This window comes from Methanovulcanius yangii (assembly GCF_018687785.1).
GTDB lineage: Archaea > Halobacteriota > Methanomicrobia > Methanomicrobiales > Methanomicrobiaceae > Methanovulcanius > Methanovulcanius yangii.
Genome location: NZ_LTBL01000001.1, coordinates 206158 through 220702, shown reverse-complemented (window position 1 = coordinate 220702; position 14545 = coordinate 206158). Strand labels below are relative to the sequence as shown.

Sequence of the window (14545 nt, the reverse complement as noted above, 5' to 3'; positions counted from 1 at the left end):
TACTCTCCTGATTGACCATGAAACCAATATACGCAATTCTGCTCGCGTGCATTCTCGGTGCAGTCATCGGTGCCGCCGGATGTACGACGGCGGACAACGGCGACGGGGCGGAGATGCCGTCCCCCATCCCGGTCCCGGACCCGGACGAAGTCGTGCTCGTCGATGACACGAACGAAGGTCAGGTCATCCCGGTCAACGAAACCGCCTCGATCATCATCAAGCTCCCGGACAACCCCTCGACCGGCTACGTCTGGAAGGTGACGGGATCCGACGGCCTTGCGATCACACAGGATACCTACACCCCGCCCGAGACGGAAACCGTTGGCGCCGCGGGGGTGCACGGCTGGACAATGGAGCCGCGGACGACCGGCCTCGTCACCTTCGGTGCCGTCTATTACCGGCCGTGGGAAGGCGAGCCTTCCGATGACACGTATACCATCTCCTTCTACGTCGTCCCGGCCGGCTCCGATCTCATCACCGTCACGGCGGATGACAACGGCGGGGAGGTTGCGGTGCCCGCAGGCGATATCGTCCTCATCAAACTCGAGGAGAACCCGACCACAGGCTACCAGTGGAACGCTACCGTCGGCGGCGGTGCAGCCATCGCGGCTGACACCTACATCATGTCCCTGGAGGCCTCTCAGGGTATGGTGGGCGCCGGCGGCACCCACGAGTGGTTCGTCACCTTCCCGGACGGCGGCGACGGCACCTTCGATGCAGTCTACGCCCGCCCGTGGGAAGAGCCTGCAGAGGACGACGAGACATTCTCCGTCAGCTTCACAGCTGCATAACCACCCCCTTCCACCTCTTTTTCAATTCATATCCGGGCCGCCGCTGAGAAATCTATAAATGGTATTCCCCCGACACACGCGGGATGAGGACCATGTATCGAATCACGGAAAAGAAGAGCCCCCGCCACACCGTCATCTGCACCAGGCGACGTGGCCCGTACCGCCTGATTGCCGAGATGATCCCCGAGCTCTGCTGTTATGCTGAGGAGAAGGGACTGGACATTACCGGCCCGCCGATGTTCATCTGCCACGAGATGACGCCCGAGGAGGCAATGGAGGCGGACAAGAACGAATGCGCCGATGTCGAGGTCGTCCTTCCCATTTCAGGGCCGACCGAGGAGAACGAAGAGATCACCTGCTACGAGATCCCGACCGAGACCGTGGCATGCGTCGTCCACCGCGGCCCCTACGAGAGCGTCACTCCTGCGTACGAAGCTCTCTATGCCTGGATAGAGGAGCATGACAAGGTAATCACCGGACCCATCCGGGAGATCTATCTCAACGACCCGGCGGAAGTTCCGTTAGAGGAGATCCTGACACAGATATGTATTCCGGTGAGGTGAGAACCATTGAGGTCCACCTCCCAAGGTTCCCTGAAATTTCCTCTATTTCCCCAATAACTTAGGAGAAGACATCAAGAAATTGAGATATTTTCACTCTACACCAGAACAATTTGTAAAAAATGTCTAAATTAATGTAAATCATAATTTGCCCCTATTATTGGCATTACAAGTCGTATTGAATATTTTCTTTCCATCGCTTAAAGCAAATGATGGGGTCATCGCACTCTTTCTAGCGTATTAAGGGTAAATTATGACGATTTTAGGGGATCGGGTTTAAATAATCCTCTACTTTCAATTTTTCACCAAAACCTGACAAATGGAGGGCATATTCGCCTGATGAAGTTATTTTATATTTAACAGATGATTCATTTGGATCATTTCGGTCAGCATATTTTTTTGCAACAAGTTTCCTCATAATCGATCCGTTTAATTTCATCAGAAGTTTGCTCTGAAGTTTTCGGAGTCTGTCTTTTTCATCTTTTGGAAAATGTTTAGTATCTACATCTCGGAAAACTGGTAATTTCTCGTATTTGTCAGGATATTTATCGTGAAGAAGGTCGCACAATTCCTTGGTTGTCGCCCATTTATGCTTGTCACGACATTTTTCATATAACATTTCCAATATGCAAATCTCCGTCTCAGTTGGCAGTTCAAATCTATAATTTGAGAATTCTTCAATCCAGATTGAATCATAAGAACAGATACTAACACCATGTTCCAGAAGGTCTTCTTTAGTCTCAGAAAAACCATTTGAGTGCACGTAATAAACTGATACATCATATGCCATTCCTGCTATTGAGGCTGCAACAGAGGTAAAACGGCCTGATGCAGACATATTTATTCGAATAGTGCTCTTTTTCTCTTTTTCCATAATGATTAGCTTTGCAAGAGTATTGATCAGGATCTTAAGATCAAACATATCCGTCCGAATAATTTTCACCGGAATATTCATCTCTTTAAGATCATTGACAACTAAATCTGTATATATATCCTGTTTTCTCTGCATCTGATCGTCTTTTCCGCCCTTCTCTGGAATTTCGTCATTTATTACCAGATAAACAAGGTCTGCTTTTCGATCATGAAATGGGGCTATTGCACGGTCCCTTTCATGACCAAGAGGGACGATATAAACAATTTTCCCTAAATCATTTCTCATAATTTCCCTGTTGTTTTAAACATAGATGAATTTTGTTAAAAAATGAGTTATGCTAAATACTATTATTTGCTAATATTAATAAGTGAGCAAAATATTTACCATATTAACAATATCTATTCTGTGACAAAGAATTCCGGGAATTAATCTCACAATATACGGCATTCAATATAGAAAGCTAAGACAGAAATTTTCTTCACGGAGATTTTTATCAGAAACCTCGCGATAAAATGAGGGGGGCTGGTGATTACTTGTCGCAAAAAAGAGACACCGTGAATTATACACTTCGTGACAGGAACAAAATTGTCTACATGGGAATTACTAATGACTTAGACAGGCGTATTGCAGAGCATGAAAGAGACGGAAAGCGATTTACCAATTATTCCAGTTCTACAAAACGCACCCAGGACTCCGCATTAAAGCACGAAACTGAGGATCTTGCAAGATACAAGCGTAACCAAGGAAGGTTCCCGAAGTATAACGATAAACTCTAAAAAACAAATTGAAGAACAAAGGATTCAAACATGAATCCTTTTGAAATTAAAAAAGGAAATTGACATGTCAATGTTTCATAATTCGAATCATATCAACCCTTCATTCCTGACGGTTGTCTGGCTGTTTTTTTCACTATTAGCAGTAGGAACTGCCATAGCAAAATATGATACAGGCCCGGTTGGCATATTCTCATGGATAGTTTGTATTGGAGGTATTGCCTTAGGACTACTGAGTAAATATTAATAGAATTGCCCGGATTCTAACTAGGAACAATAAACACTTTACTCATAAATTTTCAAAATGTTGCAGCAAGAAACACGCATCCATTTACATTGGATGTTAATTTTTCAATAAAAAATATAATTTATAATTTTAAATCAGCCATGCTATCAAAGAGATCATTCAATAAGCCCACGATATTCAATCTTTTTTCTTGAAACTCATTTGGTTTCAAATAAACTGGCTTGGCATGACATATATCGTTACGATAAGGATGAAGAATACCTGCAATTTTCGTAATATTTTCTTTCAGTTCGTGGTCTAATCTATCAAGATAATTACTCATATGTAGAATTACCTGATTAGGAGCTTCTGAATCCAATGCCTCTAATAAATACTTCCAATTTCCAAGAGTTGGTGATTTCTCGGTAGACTTACCATATATATTACGTTCAAATGGAGGATACCAGGAGTTTCGCGAAATTTCCTTTGAATTCTTCAAATCATTGTATTCTGATTCAGATATTTTTTTGCTAAAAACATCATCCCGAACTTTTGTCCACAAAACAAGATAGAGATATTTGTCAAGCCCCCATGCATAATGACTCAAAGGATCTGAACAATCTACCTTTTTATCCTTTGATGAGTCTGAATCTTCTAAATTATAGAATTGAATGGATTCCAACTCTGCCTTTTCAAAATATCTAACTACTTCTTCCAACTTCGGGGATGAGAGTTTATCCAATATAAGATGTCTGTCGAGATAATTCTGAATACTCTCCATTTTTTTCTTTAAAGGTTCATTATTCGGCTCATATCCGGACTCAAGTATCTTCACATAGCACTTTTTCATGCCGGAATAATCCTTTTTGAGCAGAGCCAGATTTGCAAGATCGCGCTGAAGCGACATCATCTCTTGGCCGGGTCTAGACATGATCGGAGATTCCTCTGCTTTTCTAAGCATTTTCTCAGCACCCATGCTACCGCGTTTCAGATAGAAGCGTCCCTTAATCTGATACATTCTTCCTTTATCATCCAATGACAATTGTTTGATAATGCGATCATGCTTCTTTCCTTTGAACCAGATTTCCGCTTCCGGCAACCAGTAATGGCTAAGATATGTATCAGAAACAAGGTAAACACCTGGATACCCTGGGAACTGCTCAATTGTTGCATTTTCCAGATATTCAAATAAATTCTTCCGAACCTCAAGACCAGAACAATATGCATTCTCAATTATTATGCCAATAAAATGACCGAATCTCAGTGAAAGCTCCCATTCATGCTGCAAGGAGGATAAGCGTTTCAATTCATCAGAGAATATCTGCATACCTTCCTCCAGTTTACCCTCCATAATCAAACTACACCCTGCATAGGCAGAGATGCCCCATAGACCTAATGCCGCACAAAGATCTTGATATACTTTGACTTGTTTAAAGGGAGAATTTTCCCCCCGTACCAATTCTGCATGAAGATCGACAATTGAATTGTTTTTTTTGTCTTTTGGGTTTGAATGAAAGAGATGTTTAACATCCTTATTCAGTTCGTCATCAGTTACAGGCAAATTCGCATCCCAGTAATGAATCTCTTTACAGAATCTCAGGTATTCGCGGGTCAGATCGGAACATAGCTTGTAATTCCCGATTTTGTATAATGATTCAGCATATTCATAGATACACTGTAGATAGAATTCTTGCTCTGACCGATATATCGTTTCAACATTTAAATTCAGCTTCAATTGGCGATTGATTGTAATATCCTCTGGATAGAATTTTGGGAGATTGCACAATTTCTCACAATATTTTGAATTTAGAGAGATTTGGAATGCATTTTTGCAGATTTTAGTGAAATACTGGTACTGCTTTTTCCGCTCCTCACGATCCTCCCAAATCGGATCCATTTCATTGTATTCAAAAGTGGCATTGACCTGCCTCCACATTTCTTCAAATTCAATTTGTTCTTTTCGAAGAGATTCCGCTTTTTCTTTTGGCAGATTCAGTTCATTTATACTATCATTCAGAGAGTAGGCGTGCCATTCATCTGATAATTTTGATCCCTTTCTACCAAGACCGACACGGCGATAAATTTTAAAAATATTATTTGCCAATCTATCTTTTTCATTGAAAGCCATCAATGAAGTTTTCAGGATTTTTTTCGGATTGATTTTAAGTTCTTTCTTTTTCAAAAGATAGTTCATCTCACGAATATGGATTTCGGCAAGTCGCCCATAGGCTTCGGGTGACTGAAATTCCTTATCAAGACCATGCCAATTCATTGTTCCGAGGAAGGGAGCAACGATTTCCTTTGCTTGTAAATAATGAGAAGAAGCGTCATCATACTGCTTATGCAGCCGGTGACACTCTGCTATGTTCATATGTCCATGGTAATGCTCTTCCGGGGTTTTTGCACAGGTAAGATAATATTCAAATATCGCTAATGCCTCGTCTGCGCACCCGTAATCGAGATATGAGGTTCCATGATCGCCTATAACAGACAAGGGCAGATCAGCAAATGAGACCAGCATCTTCTCTGTTGAAAATTCCCATTCCTGATTCAATAAAGAAAGCATTTCCGGTTCTGTCTTTGATAAAAACCAGAATTCGGCAGCAATACTCATAAAGTCTGTTGTAAACTTCTGGTAAATTACAAAAGGCCGTGATTCTTGTATGAGATTTGCACGAAATTCTTCGAAGTAACATTCTTCCGAAGATCGATAATCTTCAAACTTTGGTGGGATAAATTCCCAATAGGGTTTATTATCAATATGGAATTCTTTAGCAATTCTTTTACGTAAATCCAAGCAGTAATTTGTCTTAGAAAAGAAAAGGCTTGCTTCCGGTTCTTTATTTCTAGCAGGAGAAAAGAAATATCGTTCTAATTTTTCAAATTCTTCATTGGAGGCTAAAACCTCATCATCATCCACAAAATTCGAGTACCTTGGATAGAGGTTTTTTTCAAAAGTTATTTCATTGTTAAAGTACTTCAGCCATTCCAGTTCCAATTTTTTCCATAATTTAAGATCTTTCTGTCCTTTTGTTACAAGATATGCGATAATCCCAACATCAGAATACGGACCGCAATTTCTTGTCAACTGAAGAAAGGACAGTTCCCAAAAGTCTCGATTTTCCTTTTTCAACAGGTTTCGGAGTTCCAGAATAAATGAATAATCCAATACAGAATGCAGGGGATATTTGTATAGATATTTTGCAAGAGAATTCTCGCATCCAGTGCACAGTTTATCACAAATCTCGTCCAGTCTTTCCTCAAATTCCGTGTTGCTTGCGGGAAGTTCCTGTAAATAGGATAAAGGATCCACTGTCCATGAATACCAGAGATATTTCAGATAACGAATGGTATTCTGAATTATTATTTCATCATTTTGAATTGCTTCAAATACATGCTGATAAAATCCAGGGTCAGTGAACATTCGATATTGAAAAAGTGAAAGAAGATTTGATTTTATATTTTCCTGCGATATTTTTTCGTCATCCCAGTTTTGAACATTTTCTGCAAGCACTTGATATTGCTGGTGTCGATGTAATTCGTATATAAAATAAGGGACATATTTTTCTCGAATGGATATGTTCATAGTACCACCTTTATATTATCCTCACATAAATTCTTCCAATTATATAGTCCCCCTCTATCCAGATATTTGTCTGAATCAACGAGTGTATCAATTCCCTCTCTTAGAACATCATCAAGAGAGTACAGTGTAATCTTTTTTCCGACATCCGATTTCACATGCCCATCAGGAGTGATCATGAAATATGATCCCTCCATATCATCCGCGGTTTCAAAAACCGGATATACACCCGGACTGAGGCAAATCGAGCGATGACGCTCTTTAAACTCACGGAATTGTCCATTTGTTATTCCAAGTCCAATTGAAGAGGTCTTGTTTTCACCTTCAATTACCAGCATCTGCATTACTTTCCAGCGGTCTGGTGCCATCATCCTGATCAGTGGCCTCATATTTTCCTGCCAGGTCAGCGAGGTTACGACAGTATTTACTTTCAAGCGAATGTCGGCCTCATGGATCAGAAAGGCAGCATTCAGCGCGTTAGTAACATGTTCACCCCTTCCACGGCCCATAGTTGCTTCTACAGTATCTAAGCAGGAATCAACTGAGAGAGCAATCCAATCCACATTCCCTGATAGGGATTCTATCATTTTACGGTCAAGACGTGAACCGTTTGTAGTAACTGAAACGGTCATACCAAGACTTTTTGCCGTTTTGCAATAGTCAGGTAGCCTTGGATGGAGAAGCGGTTCACCTCCCGCAAAATTAATTTTTTCAATTCCGGCATTACTAAGTTTTTTTAGAATTTTTTGCCCCTCTTCAAGTGATACCTCATGCTTTCCAAGATTCTGAGCAAAACAGAACCGGCATGAATAATTGCAGCGGTTTGTAATATGCCAGTTCACAGATTTGACGACAGATTTTGGTGACATGTATCATAGGTCATCAAACGAAGTGATGATTGTATTTTGTAACCATTACATAGTATGTGAAACTATTATTAGTCCAAACCAATAGTAAGTATATGCCAGATCATCACCAAGAGCATCTGCTAATCATAAGTGCAGGTGAAAATATCCACAATACCTATTCAATTTCTGTTCAGAAGTACGACCCATCGCATGTAATTGTTATGGTCGAAAATGAGATGCTTAATATTCAAAATGGTGATTCTGAATCTCTAAAAGAGAGAAAGACCAATATTAAAACAGCGATTGCAAAAGTAAAACATCGCGTGAATTCTGATAATCGAAGAGAGTTTAAGCTCATTCATCTTTCAGAACTAAATCAAGATGTTATTCGAGATGCCATCCTTAAAATTCGTAATCAACACAAGAATGCAGCTTTTTCATTTAATGTTACTGCCGGAACAGCCCTCTTTTCCACAAGTCTTTTTCTTATGGCTGTGTGGCTTGGGGGCAATGTCTGCATAACCAGAACTCCTGATTCTCTGATTGAATTAAAAATTCCAAAAATGTCAGTAAGTGAACTGGAAAATTATCCGGATCTTATAAGAGTTGTAATAATTCTTGGTAATAAAGTCCGTAACAAGAATATTGATATAAGAGACGGATGGATGAAAAACAAGGATATCTTAATCGAACTTGGTATGATTAACTCAAGTTCAGAGCGTCTGAGTGGTAATGACAAGGTGAACCAGTCAAGAGATATGAAAAAACTCAAATCATGGGATCTCGTTGAGGAAAAAAGATCTGGAAGAGATGTTCTATACCGTCTTACATCTGATGGGATATTTGCATACAATATCTTTAAAGAGCAGTGATGAAGGGCTCAAAATTTAGATTACTCGAATTCTCCTCTTTTTTTCTCCTGTTATTTCCTGAACAAATCAAAGATAGAATTAGCCATTATTTTGGGTAAAACATAAAAACGATGGGCCTGCCCGGATTCGAACCGGGGATCTTCGCCGTGTAAAGGCGATGTCATAACCAGCTAGACCACAAGCCCGCATGCGGTATGTGCTTTAAATTCATTTTTTTCTGAGCTATTAAGCCTTATGCAATGGTGGTCGAAATGGGGGCTGCTTTCTGTGTATTCCACGGCGATTGTGCAGGATATTTATCCTTCCCTCCCCTTGGTACATGAGAATGATGAGAAGGGAAACGACGATGCCTCATAGCGGTCCGGATGCCATGACAGCTCCTGCTCCCAAGCCGGAGAACGGTACCTTCAGGAGACGGCATCGATGACCCTGCCCGCCCCCGAACTGCTCATCGCCCTCTATCTCCTCTGCAACCTCGCCGCCTTTGTCCTCTACGGGCAGGACAAGAGAAAGGCGGAGCTCGGACGATGGCGCACGAGCGAACGGACGCTCCTTGCCGCCGCGGCCGTCGGGCCGTTCGGCGCGTGGGCGGGCATGCGCCGGTTTCGCCACAAGACGCAGAAGACAAAGTTTCTCCTCGTGCCCGCCTTTCTCATCCTCCACGCCGCCGCCATCGCCGGGCTTGCATATGCGATGGTGACGGCAGGATTCCTGTAGGTCGGTCACCCCCCACTCCTCCGGCGCCCGTCATCATCGCCTCTTCATCACGAGCCGTCACCCGCATAATCTCCTCCCATCACGATGGACGGAGCTCCCGCTCCCGGATACGAGCTGAAGGGGTCAAAAAAAGAAAAAAATCAGATGTAGCCGAAGGACTTGAGGGTCACTTCGGTGTTGACTGAGCCGCAGTGGTAGACCTTGCCTTCGGAGATCTCGTTGATCGTAACCTCTGCCGGTGCAAAGAGGCCCTGGTCGATCTTGAAGAAGTCGAAGTTTGCCTCCTTGAAGGTGTCGTAGAACGGCTTGCCGTACGAGGACGAGGTGTTGGACGGGATCTTGTCGATGTAGTCGGCGATGTCGGCGCCGTCGATGGTCAGGTTGATCTGGCCGTGGTAGATGGTCGCGTCGTTGGTGCAGCCCATTGCCTTGGTGGAGTCGGACTTCACGGGGGGCACCGGGGCGCAGCCTGCCGCACAGACGATCTTCTTCGGGTCGTAGTGGAGCTGTTCGAGGCGGTAGACCGCGGTCTCGACACAGCGTCCGGCGACCTGGATGGAGCCCACAACGGATGCGGTCGGGGCAACAACGGCACAGACGTTTGCCACATCGACGTTGCAGCCGTCGGCGATCTTCTGCATCACTGCCTCGGAGGGCAGCTGGTCGGACTCGAGACAGATGACCGCATAGTCACAGTCGTCCTGGTACTCGATGATGTCGTAGCACTCCTTCGGGTTGAGCGAGAGGGCACGTGCCGGGCCGCTGCCCATCGCGAAGTACTTCTCGTGGGTGATTCTCCATCCCGCTTCCTGTGCGCCGAGACAGGCGATGGCAGGGAAGTCGGTGCTCACTTCGATGAAGGGCATCGGGACGCGCTGGATCTGTCCCATCCTGAACGAGACGTCCGCAAGGCCGCCCATACAGATCTCGGTAAAGCGCTTTCCTGCCGCATAGCCACCCCTGGCCTTCACACCACAGTCGACGATACGTGCGCCATTGTCGAGCTGGTGGAATATCGCGTTGAAATCCTCCGGATATTCCGCAAGCTCCTCAAAAAGGTCCAATGCATATTCATTTACACTGATCATGAGGGAATCCTCCTAACGCATACATTGTTGAAGCAAAATAGATAAGAGTTGTCAAATGCGGTATGGAAGCGGCCCTTACCGGGCCAGTTCTGCAATGACCCGGGCGGGGTCGTACCGCAGGGTGATCACCCGTGTCCTGCCACGCCCCTCGCGATAATGGAGGTTGACGAGGCGCATCGCGTCGAACTTCTTCACCATCTCATAGTAGCGGGTGTAGCCGATCTTCATCGTCTCCTTTGCCGCCTCGTGCACCTCTCCTGCCGTCATCTCGCCCCCGGCCTGCGACCGCTCTGCAATAGTACGGAGAAGTACCTTCTCCTCATCCTTCAGGGTACGAACGCTTGCAGCGAGATGCAGATACTTGGAGACCTCATAGGCCCGGCAGATGTCATCCATCTCGACGCTCCGGCGGGCATCATTCTCGGCATTGAGGGCCGCCCGCTTGAGAAGATCGATTCCAACCCGGAGATCGGCGCTCTTCATCGTCTGTTCGGTCACGAGGTCCAGCATCGCATCGGAAAGGACGCCGGGATAGAGGCCCTGCCGGACCCGCTGCGAGAGGATCTCATGGATCTCCTCCTCGTCATAGGGAGGGAAGTAGATGTCCGTCGGCCGGAAGACCGAGGCCACGCGGGAGTCCACCTCGCTCATGAGATCCACCGTCATGTCCGAGATGACGGTGATCACCCCGATGCGCGTACCGGGATACGACTCGTGGGCACGCAGGAGGGTGTAGAGCACCTTGTTGATCTCGTTTTCATAAAGGAGGTAGTTTGCATCGTCGAGGCAGACGACGAGCACCCGCCCCTCCTTCTCCAGCAGGCGGCAGACCGCGTCGAATACCTGCTTGAAGGAGGTCCCCGATGCCGGCGGGAGATGACCGGATAGTTTGCGATATATCTGCGAGAAGATGGCGAATTTCGTATTGTCTATCTGGCAGTTGATGTAGATCGGCACCATCTTCTTCGTCGCCTCTTCGATGTCGCCGAAGAGTTTTCGGACCGCCGTCGTCTTTCCGGTGCCCGGAAGGCCCCGGCATATGGTATTGAGCGGGCGCCCCCCACGCATGCCCGGACGCAGCTGGAAGGCAAGCTCCTGCATCTGCGTGTCGCGGAAGCTGAACTGTTCGGGGATGTGGTCTATCTCGAAGACCTCCATATCCTGGAACAGGGTTTCCTCCCACATCAGCAGGTTCTTCTTCATACTCAAGCATCACACTCCGCCATATATAAGGGTAGATGATATTCACTTTCACCCCCCGCACGGTGTCAGCCCTGAAGGGTGTCGAGGCACTTCTTGCAGAGGAGGCGGTCGACGAAGAGGTGGCTCAGTTTCGCCTCCTGCCGGGAGAGGGGCGCCCCACACTCCTCACAGCGGCCGTGATCGCCTGCTGCCGGGGCAGGATGTTCCGGGATGCCAGACTCCTGTGCGGGACCTGACGCTGCGACACCCTCCGCACCGCCTGCTCTGCGGGAGAGAAAGCCGGGAGCTGCGACAGGGCCGGGGCCGACCGGAGTTTCCGATGGCGCCACTGGTGCCGCCTCCTGAGCCTCCCCACCGGGAGATGCCGTGACCGGCATCACCCGCTCCCGGTACCGGTCGATCTGGGATGCGGTCTCGGGATCGTTTCTGCCGAACCGGGCAAGCACATGGTCGAGATACAGGGCAAGGTCCTCTGCATCCTCCTCGGTCTCCACCTCGCCCTCGACCGTGAGGCGGAGGTTTTCGTACCGCTGGAGGTTGACGGAGACGCCGATGGTGAGTTTCTTTGGTGCGGGCATGACGGTCACTCAGGCTGTACTATGCTGCATGAGAATGTAAGGGTTACACCCGTGCGGTGAGAAAGAGGATAAGTGATCTGAAGGACATATATGTAAACGACAACGGTGCGGCACGGCGGGGCAGATGATGAAAGTTACCCCCACTGACACTCATGATGACGCAGGGAACTGATGCCTGATTACGATTGCCTGCCGCAGCCGTCCTTCAACGTTTTTTTCCCGCCGCTCCCCTTAGGAGAAGAGCAGCGGAAGGAAATCAAGTGCATTCATCAGACCATACGACCCGTCCTTCGCATCCTTTTCCGAGTAGGCCTGCACATCGTCCGTTCCTTTGCCGAGGATGGCAAACGGCACCGGCTCGCTCGTGTGGGTCTTGAGGGCAATCGGCGTCGGGTGGTCGGGCAGGACTGCAATCGTTGCATCCGCCTCGTCCAGAATGATGCCGATCACCGCATCGAGCCGTTCGATGGCCTTTACCTTCTCGTCCCAGCTGCCGAGATGGCCCGCCTCGTCAGGGGCCTCGACGTGCATGTACACGAAATCGACCTCCGCAAGGGCCGCCACCGCGGCACGTGCCTTTCCTTCGTAATCGGTGTCGAGATAGCCGGTCGCCCCGGGGACGGTGATCACCTGCATCCCGGCGCACCGGGCGATGCCGTTGAGAAGGTCCACCGCCGAGATGATCCCGCCGGTCCTGCCGTACTTCTCCTCGAAGAGCGGAAGTGCGGGTTTTGCCCCGCCCGACCACGGCCAGATGGAGGTGGCGGGCGTCTTTCCTTCCGCAACCCTTCGGGCGTTGACCGGGTGGTCCGCAAAGACCCGGCGGGAGACCTCCATGCACCGGAGGAGGAGCTCCGCATCCGCTCCTGTGGGCAGGAATTCCGCTGTTTCCCGACCCACGATGTCATGCGGGGGCGTCGTCTCCGCCCCCCCGCCGCCGGGGGCGACGAGGAGGTGCCGGTAGGAGACGCCGGGATAGAGTCCGACGTCTGCAAGCTCCTCCGCAAGCGAGGCGAGAAGGGCGGCACCCTCCCCGCTCGTGATGTGTCCTGCGGAGAAGTCCTCCATCACCCCGTCTTTGATGCAGACGAGGTTGCAGCGGTAGGCAATATCCCCCGCCCCAAGGTCGACGCCCATCGAGACCGCCTCGAGGGCGCCCCTTCCGGTATAGTATTTCACCGGGTCATACCCGAGGACGGAGAGATTGGCGATGTCACTGCCCGGTTCGAACCCCTCCGGTACCGTCGCAAGCATCCCGCACCGCCCCTCGCGGGCAATCCGGTCCATATTCGGAATATTCGCATATTCAAGCGGTGTCCTGCCGTCATGGGCAGGGTCGGGCCAGTCGGCCATTCCGTCTCCGAGAACCACCACGTATTTCATAACTGCCTCAATTGTATCTGTCGGTGTCCGTTTTGCGATCGCAACAAGCCGGATTGCTCATCTGTTTAGTCCAGCGCATCAAGAAGCGACCGTACCGCCCGCCGAACGGACTCACGCGAGTTCACCGGGGGCACCCACCCAAGCGCCTTGATCTTCTCCACGCCGAGCTGCATCTTCGGGACGTCCCCGACCCACCCGCGGTCGCCACCGGTGAAGTCGTATGCAACGTTCTCCAGCCCCATCTCCCCGACGATCACATCGGCGATCTCGGTGACGCTGATCCAGTCCTCCGACCCGACGTTGAAGACGTTGAACGTCTCGTTTGCATTCCCGATCGCATAGAGGATGCCCTCGATGCAGGCGGTGACCTCGAGGTACGACTTCACCTGTTTGCCGTCGCCGAGGATCTCCAGCCGGCCGGGCCGGTCGCGGAGCTTGTGGACGAAGTCCCAGATGACGCCATGGTTGCTCCGCTCGCCGATGATGTTTGCAAACCGGAAGACCCACGCGGTCATCCCGTAGGTCGCGGCATAGGCCGAGATCATCGCCTCGTCCGCGAGTTTCGTCGCCCCGTAGATGGAGATCGGCACCATGGGCGAGTAGTCCTCCGGCGTCGGGATCACCGTCGCCTCGCCGTAGACCGTGGAGGTCGAGGTGAAGGCGAACTCAGGGACGCCGTGCTCCCGCATCGCCTCGAGGACGCGGACGGCGGCGTCCACATTCTGGCGGTACATATGGTACGCCGCACCGGCGCTTGCCCGGACATCCGGGTCGGCCGCGACATGATAGACCCGCCGGCAGCCGGCGCACTCACCCTGCCAGCCGTCACCGAGCAGGTCGGCCTGCACGAACTTCACCGCACCCGAGGCAATATGCCCGTCGATGTTGGCTGTTGTCCCGGTCGCAAGACTGTCGATCACCACAACCTCGTCACCACGTGCGACGAGCGCATCGACAAGGTGTGACCCGATAAACCCGGCACCACCGGTTACGATCGCTTTCATACCTGTCGCAAGGTTTTGTCTGCTATACCATTAAGCACTCTCTTT

General features: G+C 48.8%; 13 protein-coding genes and 1 tRNA gene. 5 read left to right on the top strand and 9 right to left on the bottom strand.

Features of this window, described 5'->3' with window-relative positions; genetic code table 11:
* Positions 1-17 precede the first annotated feature (17 nt).
* Both AZH53_RS01140 and AZH53_RS01135 read left to right on the top strand, forming a co-directional pair.
* Positions 18-791, top strand: a complete 774-nt coding sequence (locus tag AZH53_RS01140; protein ID WP_319641723.1) for a protease inhibitor I42 family protein — start codon at positions 18-20, stop codon at positions 789-791.
* 92 nt (positions 792-883) lie between these two features.
* Entirely contained in the window at positions 884-1354 is a 471-nt protein-coding gene (locus AZH53_RS01135) for a GyrI-like domain-containing protein (RefSeq protein WP_319641722.1), read from the top strand.
* Positions 1355-1613: 259 nt separating this feature from the next.
* Here the strand turns inward: AZH53_RS01135 and AZH53_RS01130 are convergent, their stop codons facing one another.
* Positions 1614-2510 carry an HFX_2341 family transcriptional regulator domain-containing protein gene (locus AZH53_RS01130; protein WP_319641721.1) on the bottom strand — a complete coding sequence of 299 codons (897 nt, stop codon included), beginning with the start codon at positions 2508-2510 and terminating at the stop codon, positions 1614-1616.
* Between the two features lie 227 nt (positions 2511-2737).
* On the opposite strand from AZH53_RS01130, the gene AZH53_RS11390 reads away from it, so the two are divergent.
* The gene (locus tag AZH53_RS11390) at positions 2738-3001 is read left to right on the top strand and encodes a GIY-YIG nuclease family protein (RefSeq protein WP_406600364.1); all 264 of its coding nucleotides are present in this window, start codon (positions 2738-2740) and stop codon (positions 2999-3001) included.
* 365 nt (positions 3002-3366) lie between these two features.
* Here AZH53_RS11390 and AZH53_RS01125 read toward each other — a convergent pair whose 3' ends face one another.
* Both AZH53_RS01125 and AZH53_RS01120 read right to left on the bottom strand, forming a co-directional pair.
* The gene (locus AZH53_RS01125) at positions 3367-6810 is read right to left on the bottom strand and encodes an alpha/beta hydrolase family protein (protein ID WP_319641720.1); all 3444 of its coding nucleotides are present in this window, start codon (positions 6808-6810) and stop codon (positions 3367-3369) included.
* Complete coding sequence (locus AZH53_RS01120) at positions 6807-7676, bottom strand: viperin family antiviral radical SAM protein (RefSeq protein WP_319641719.1); 870 nt, start codon at positions 7674-7676, stop codon at positions 6807-6809. Before AZH53_RS01120 ends, AZH53_RS01125 begins: the two co-directional genes overlap by 4 nt.
* A 92-nt stretch (positions 7677-7768) precedes the next feature.
* Here AZH53_RS01120 and AZH53_RS01115 point away from each other — a divergent pair, with 92 nt between their 5' ends.
* Positions 7769-8527, top strand: a complete 759-nt coding sequence (locus AZH53_RS01115) for a hypothetical protein (protein WP_319641718.1) — start codon at positions 7769-7771, stop codon at positions 8525-8527.
* Positions 8528-8638: 111 nt separating this feature from the next.
* Here AZH53_RS01115 and AZH53_RS01110 read toward each other — a convergent pair.
* Positions 8639-8712: transfer RNA gene (locus AZH53_RS01110), tRNA-Val, on the bottom strand.
* A gap of 238 nt (positions 8713-8950) precedes the next feature.
* Between AZH53_RS01110 and AZH53_RS01105 the strand changes: the two genes are divergently transcribed.
* Positions 8951-9244, top strand: coding sequence for a DUF1294 domain-containing protein (locus AZH53_RS01105; RefSeq protein WP_319641717.1), 294 nt, complete (start codon positions 8951-8953; stop codon positions 9242-9244).
* Between the two features lie 140 nt (positions 9245-9384).
* Here the strand turns inward: AZH53_RS01105 and mch are convergent, their stop codons facing one another.
* The 5 genes from mch to AZH53_RS01080 form a co-directional block, all read right to left on the bottom strand.
* Positions 9385-10332 (bottom strand): methenyltetrahydromethanopterin cyclohydrolase, encoded by a 948-nt coding sequence (mch, locus tag AZH53_RS01100; RefSeq protein ID WP_319641716.1) that lies wholly within the window; start codon positions 10330-10332, stop codon positions 9385-9387.
* Between the two features lie 75 nt (positions 10333-10407).
* Positions 10408-11535, bottom strand: a complete 1128-nt coding sequence (locus AZH53_RS01095; RefSeq protein WP_319641715.1) for an ORC1-type DNA replication protein — start codon at positions 11533-11535, stop codon at positions 10408-10410.
* A 65-nt stretch (positions 11536-11600) separates the two neighbouring features.
* The gene (locus AZH53_RS01090) at positions 11601-12122 is read right to left on the bottom strand and encodes a hypothetical protein (RefSeq protein ID WP_319641714.1); all 522 of its coding nucleotides are present in this window, start codon (positions 12120-12122) and stop codon (positions 11601-11603) included.
* 222 nt (positions 12123-12344) lie between these two features.
* Complete coding sequence (locus AZH53_RS01085; protein WP_319641713.1) at positions 12345-13496, bottom strand: cofactor-independent phosphoglycerate mutase; 1152 nt, start codon at positions 13494-13496, stop codon at positions 12345-12347.
* 65 nt (positions 13497-13561) lie between these two features.
* Positions 13562-14500, bottom strand: coding sequence for an NAD-dependent epimerase/dehydratase family protein (locus tag AZH53_RS01080; protein WP_319641712.1), 939 nt, complete (start codon positions 14498-14500; stop codon positions 13562-13564).
* Between the last annotated feature and the right edge of the window lie 45 nt (positions 14501-14545).

Excerpts from the sequence above, each read along its gene's own strand:
- AZH53_RS01140 (WP_319641723.1), top strand. The coding sequence starts at position 18 with ATGAAACCAATATACGCAATTCTGCTCGCGTGCATTCTCGGTGCAGTC.
- mch (WP_319641716.1), bottom strand. The coding sequence starts at position 10,332 with ATGATCAGTGTAAATGAATATGCATTGGACCTTTTTGAGGAGCTTGCG.
- AZH53_RS01135 (WP_319641722.1), top strand. The coding sequence starts at position 884 with ATGTATCGAATCACGGAAAAGAAGAGCCCCCGCCACACCGTCATCTGC.
- AZH53_RS01120 (WP_319641719.1), bottom strand. The coding sequence starts at position 7,676 with ATGTCACCAAAATCTGTCGTCAAATCTGTGAACTGGCATATTACAAAC.
- AZH53_RS11390 (WP_406600364.1), top strand. The coding sequence starts at position 2,738 with ATGAGGGGGGCTGGTGATTACTTGTCGCAAAAAAGAGACACCGTGAAT.
- AZH53_RS01125 (WP_319641720.1), bottom strand. The coding sequence starts at position 6,810 with ATGAACATATCCATTCGAGAAAAATATGTCCCTTATTTTATATACGAA.
- AZH53_RS01130 (WP_319641721.1), bottom strand. The coding sequence starts at position 2,510 with ATGAGAAATGATTTAGGGAAAATTGTTTATATCGTCCCTCTTGGTCAT.
- AZH53_RS01105 (WP_319641717.1), top strand. The coding sequence starts at position 8,951 with ATGACCCTGCCCGCCCCCGAACTGCTCATCGCCCTCTATCTCCTCTGC.
- AZH53_RS01115 (WP_319641718.1), top strand. The coding sequence starts at position 7,769 with ATGCCAGATCATCACCAAGAGCATCTGCTAATCATAAGTGCAGGTGAA.
- AZH53_RS01085 (WP_319641713.1), bottom strand. The coding sequence starts at position 13,496 with ATGAAATACGTGGTGGTTCTCGGAGACGGAATGGCCGACTGGCCCGAC.
- AZH53_RS01095 (WP_319641715.1), bottom strand. The coding sequence starts at position 11,535 with ATGAAGAAGAACCTGCTGATGTGGGAGGAAACCCTGTTCCAGGATATG.
- AZH53_RS01080 (WP_319641712.1), bottom strand. The coding sequence starts at position 14,500 with ATGAAAGCGATCGTAACCGGTGGTGCCGGGTTTATCGGGTCACACCTT.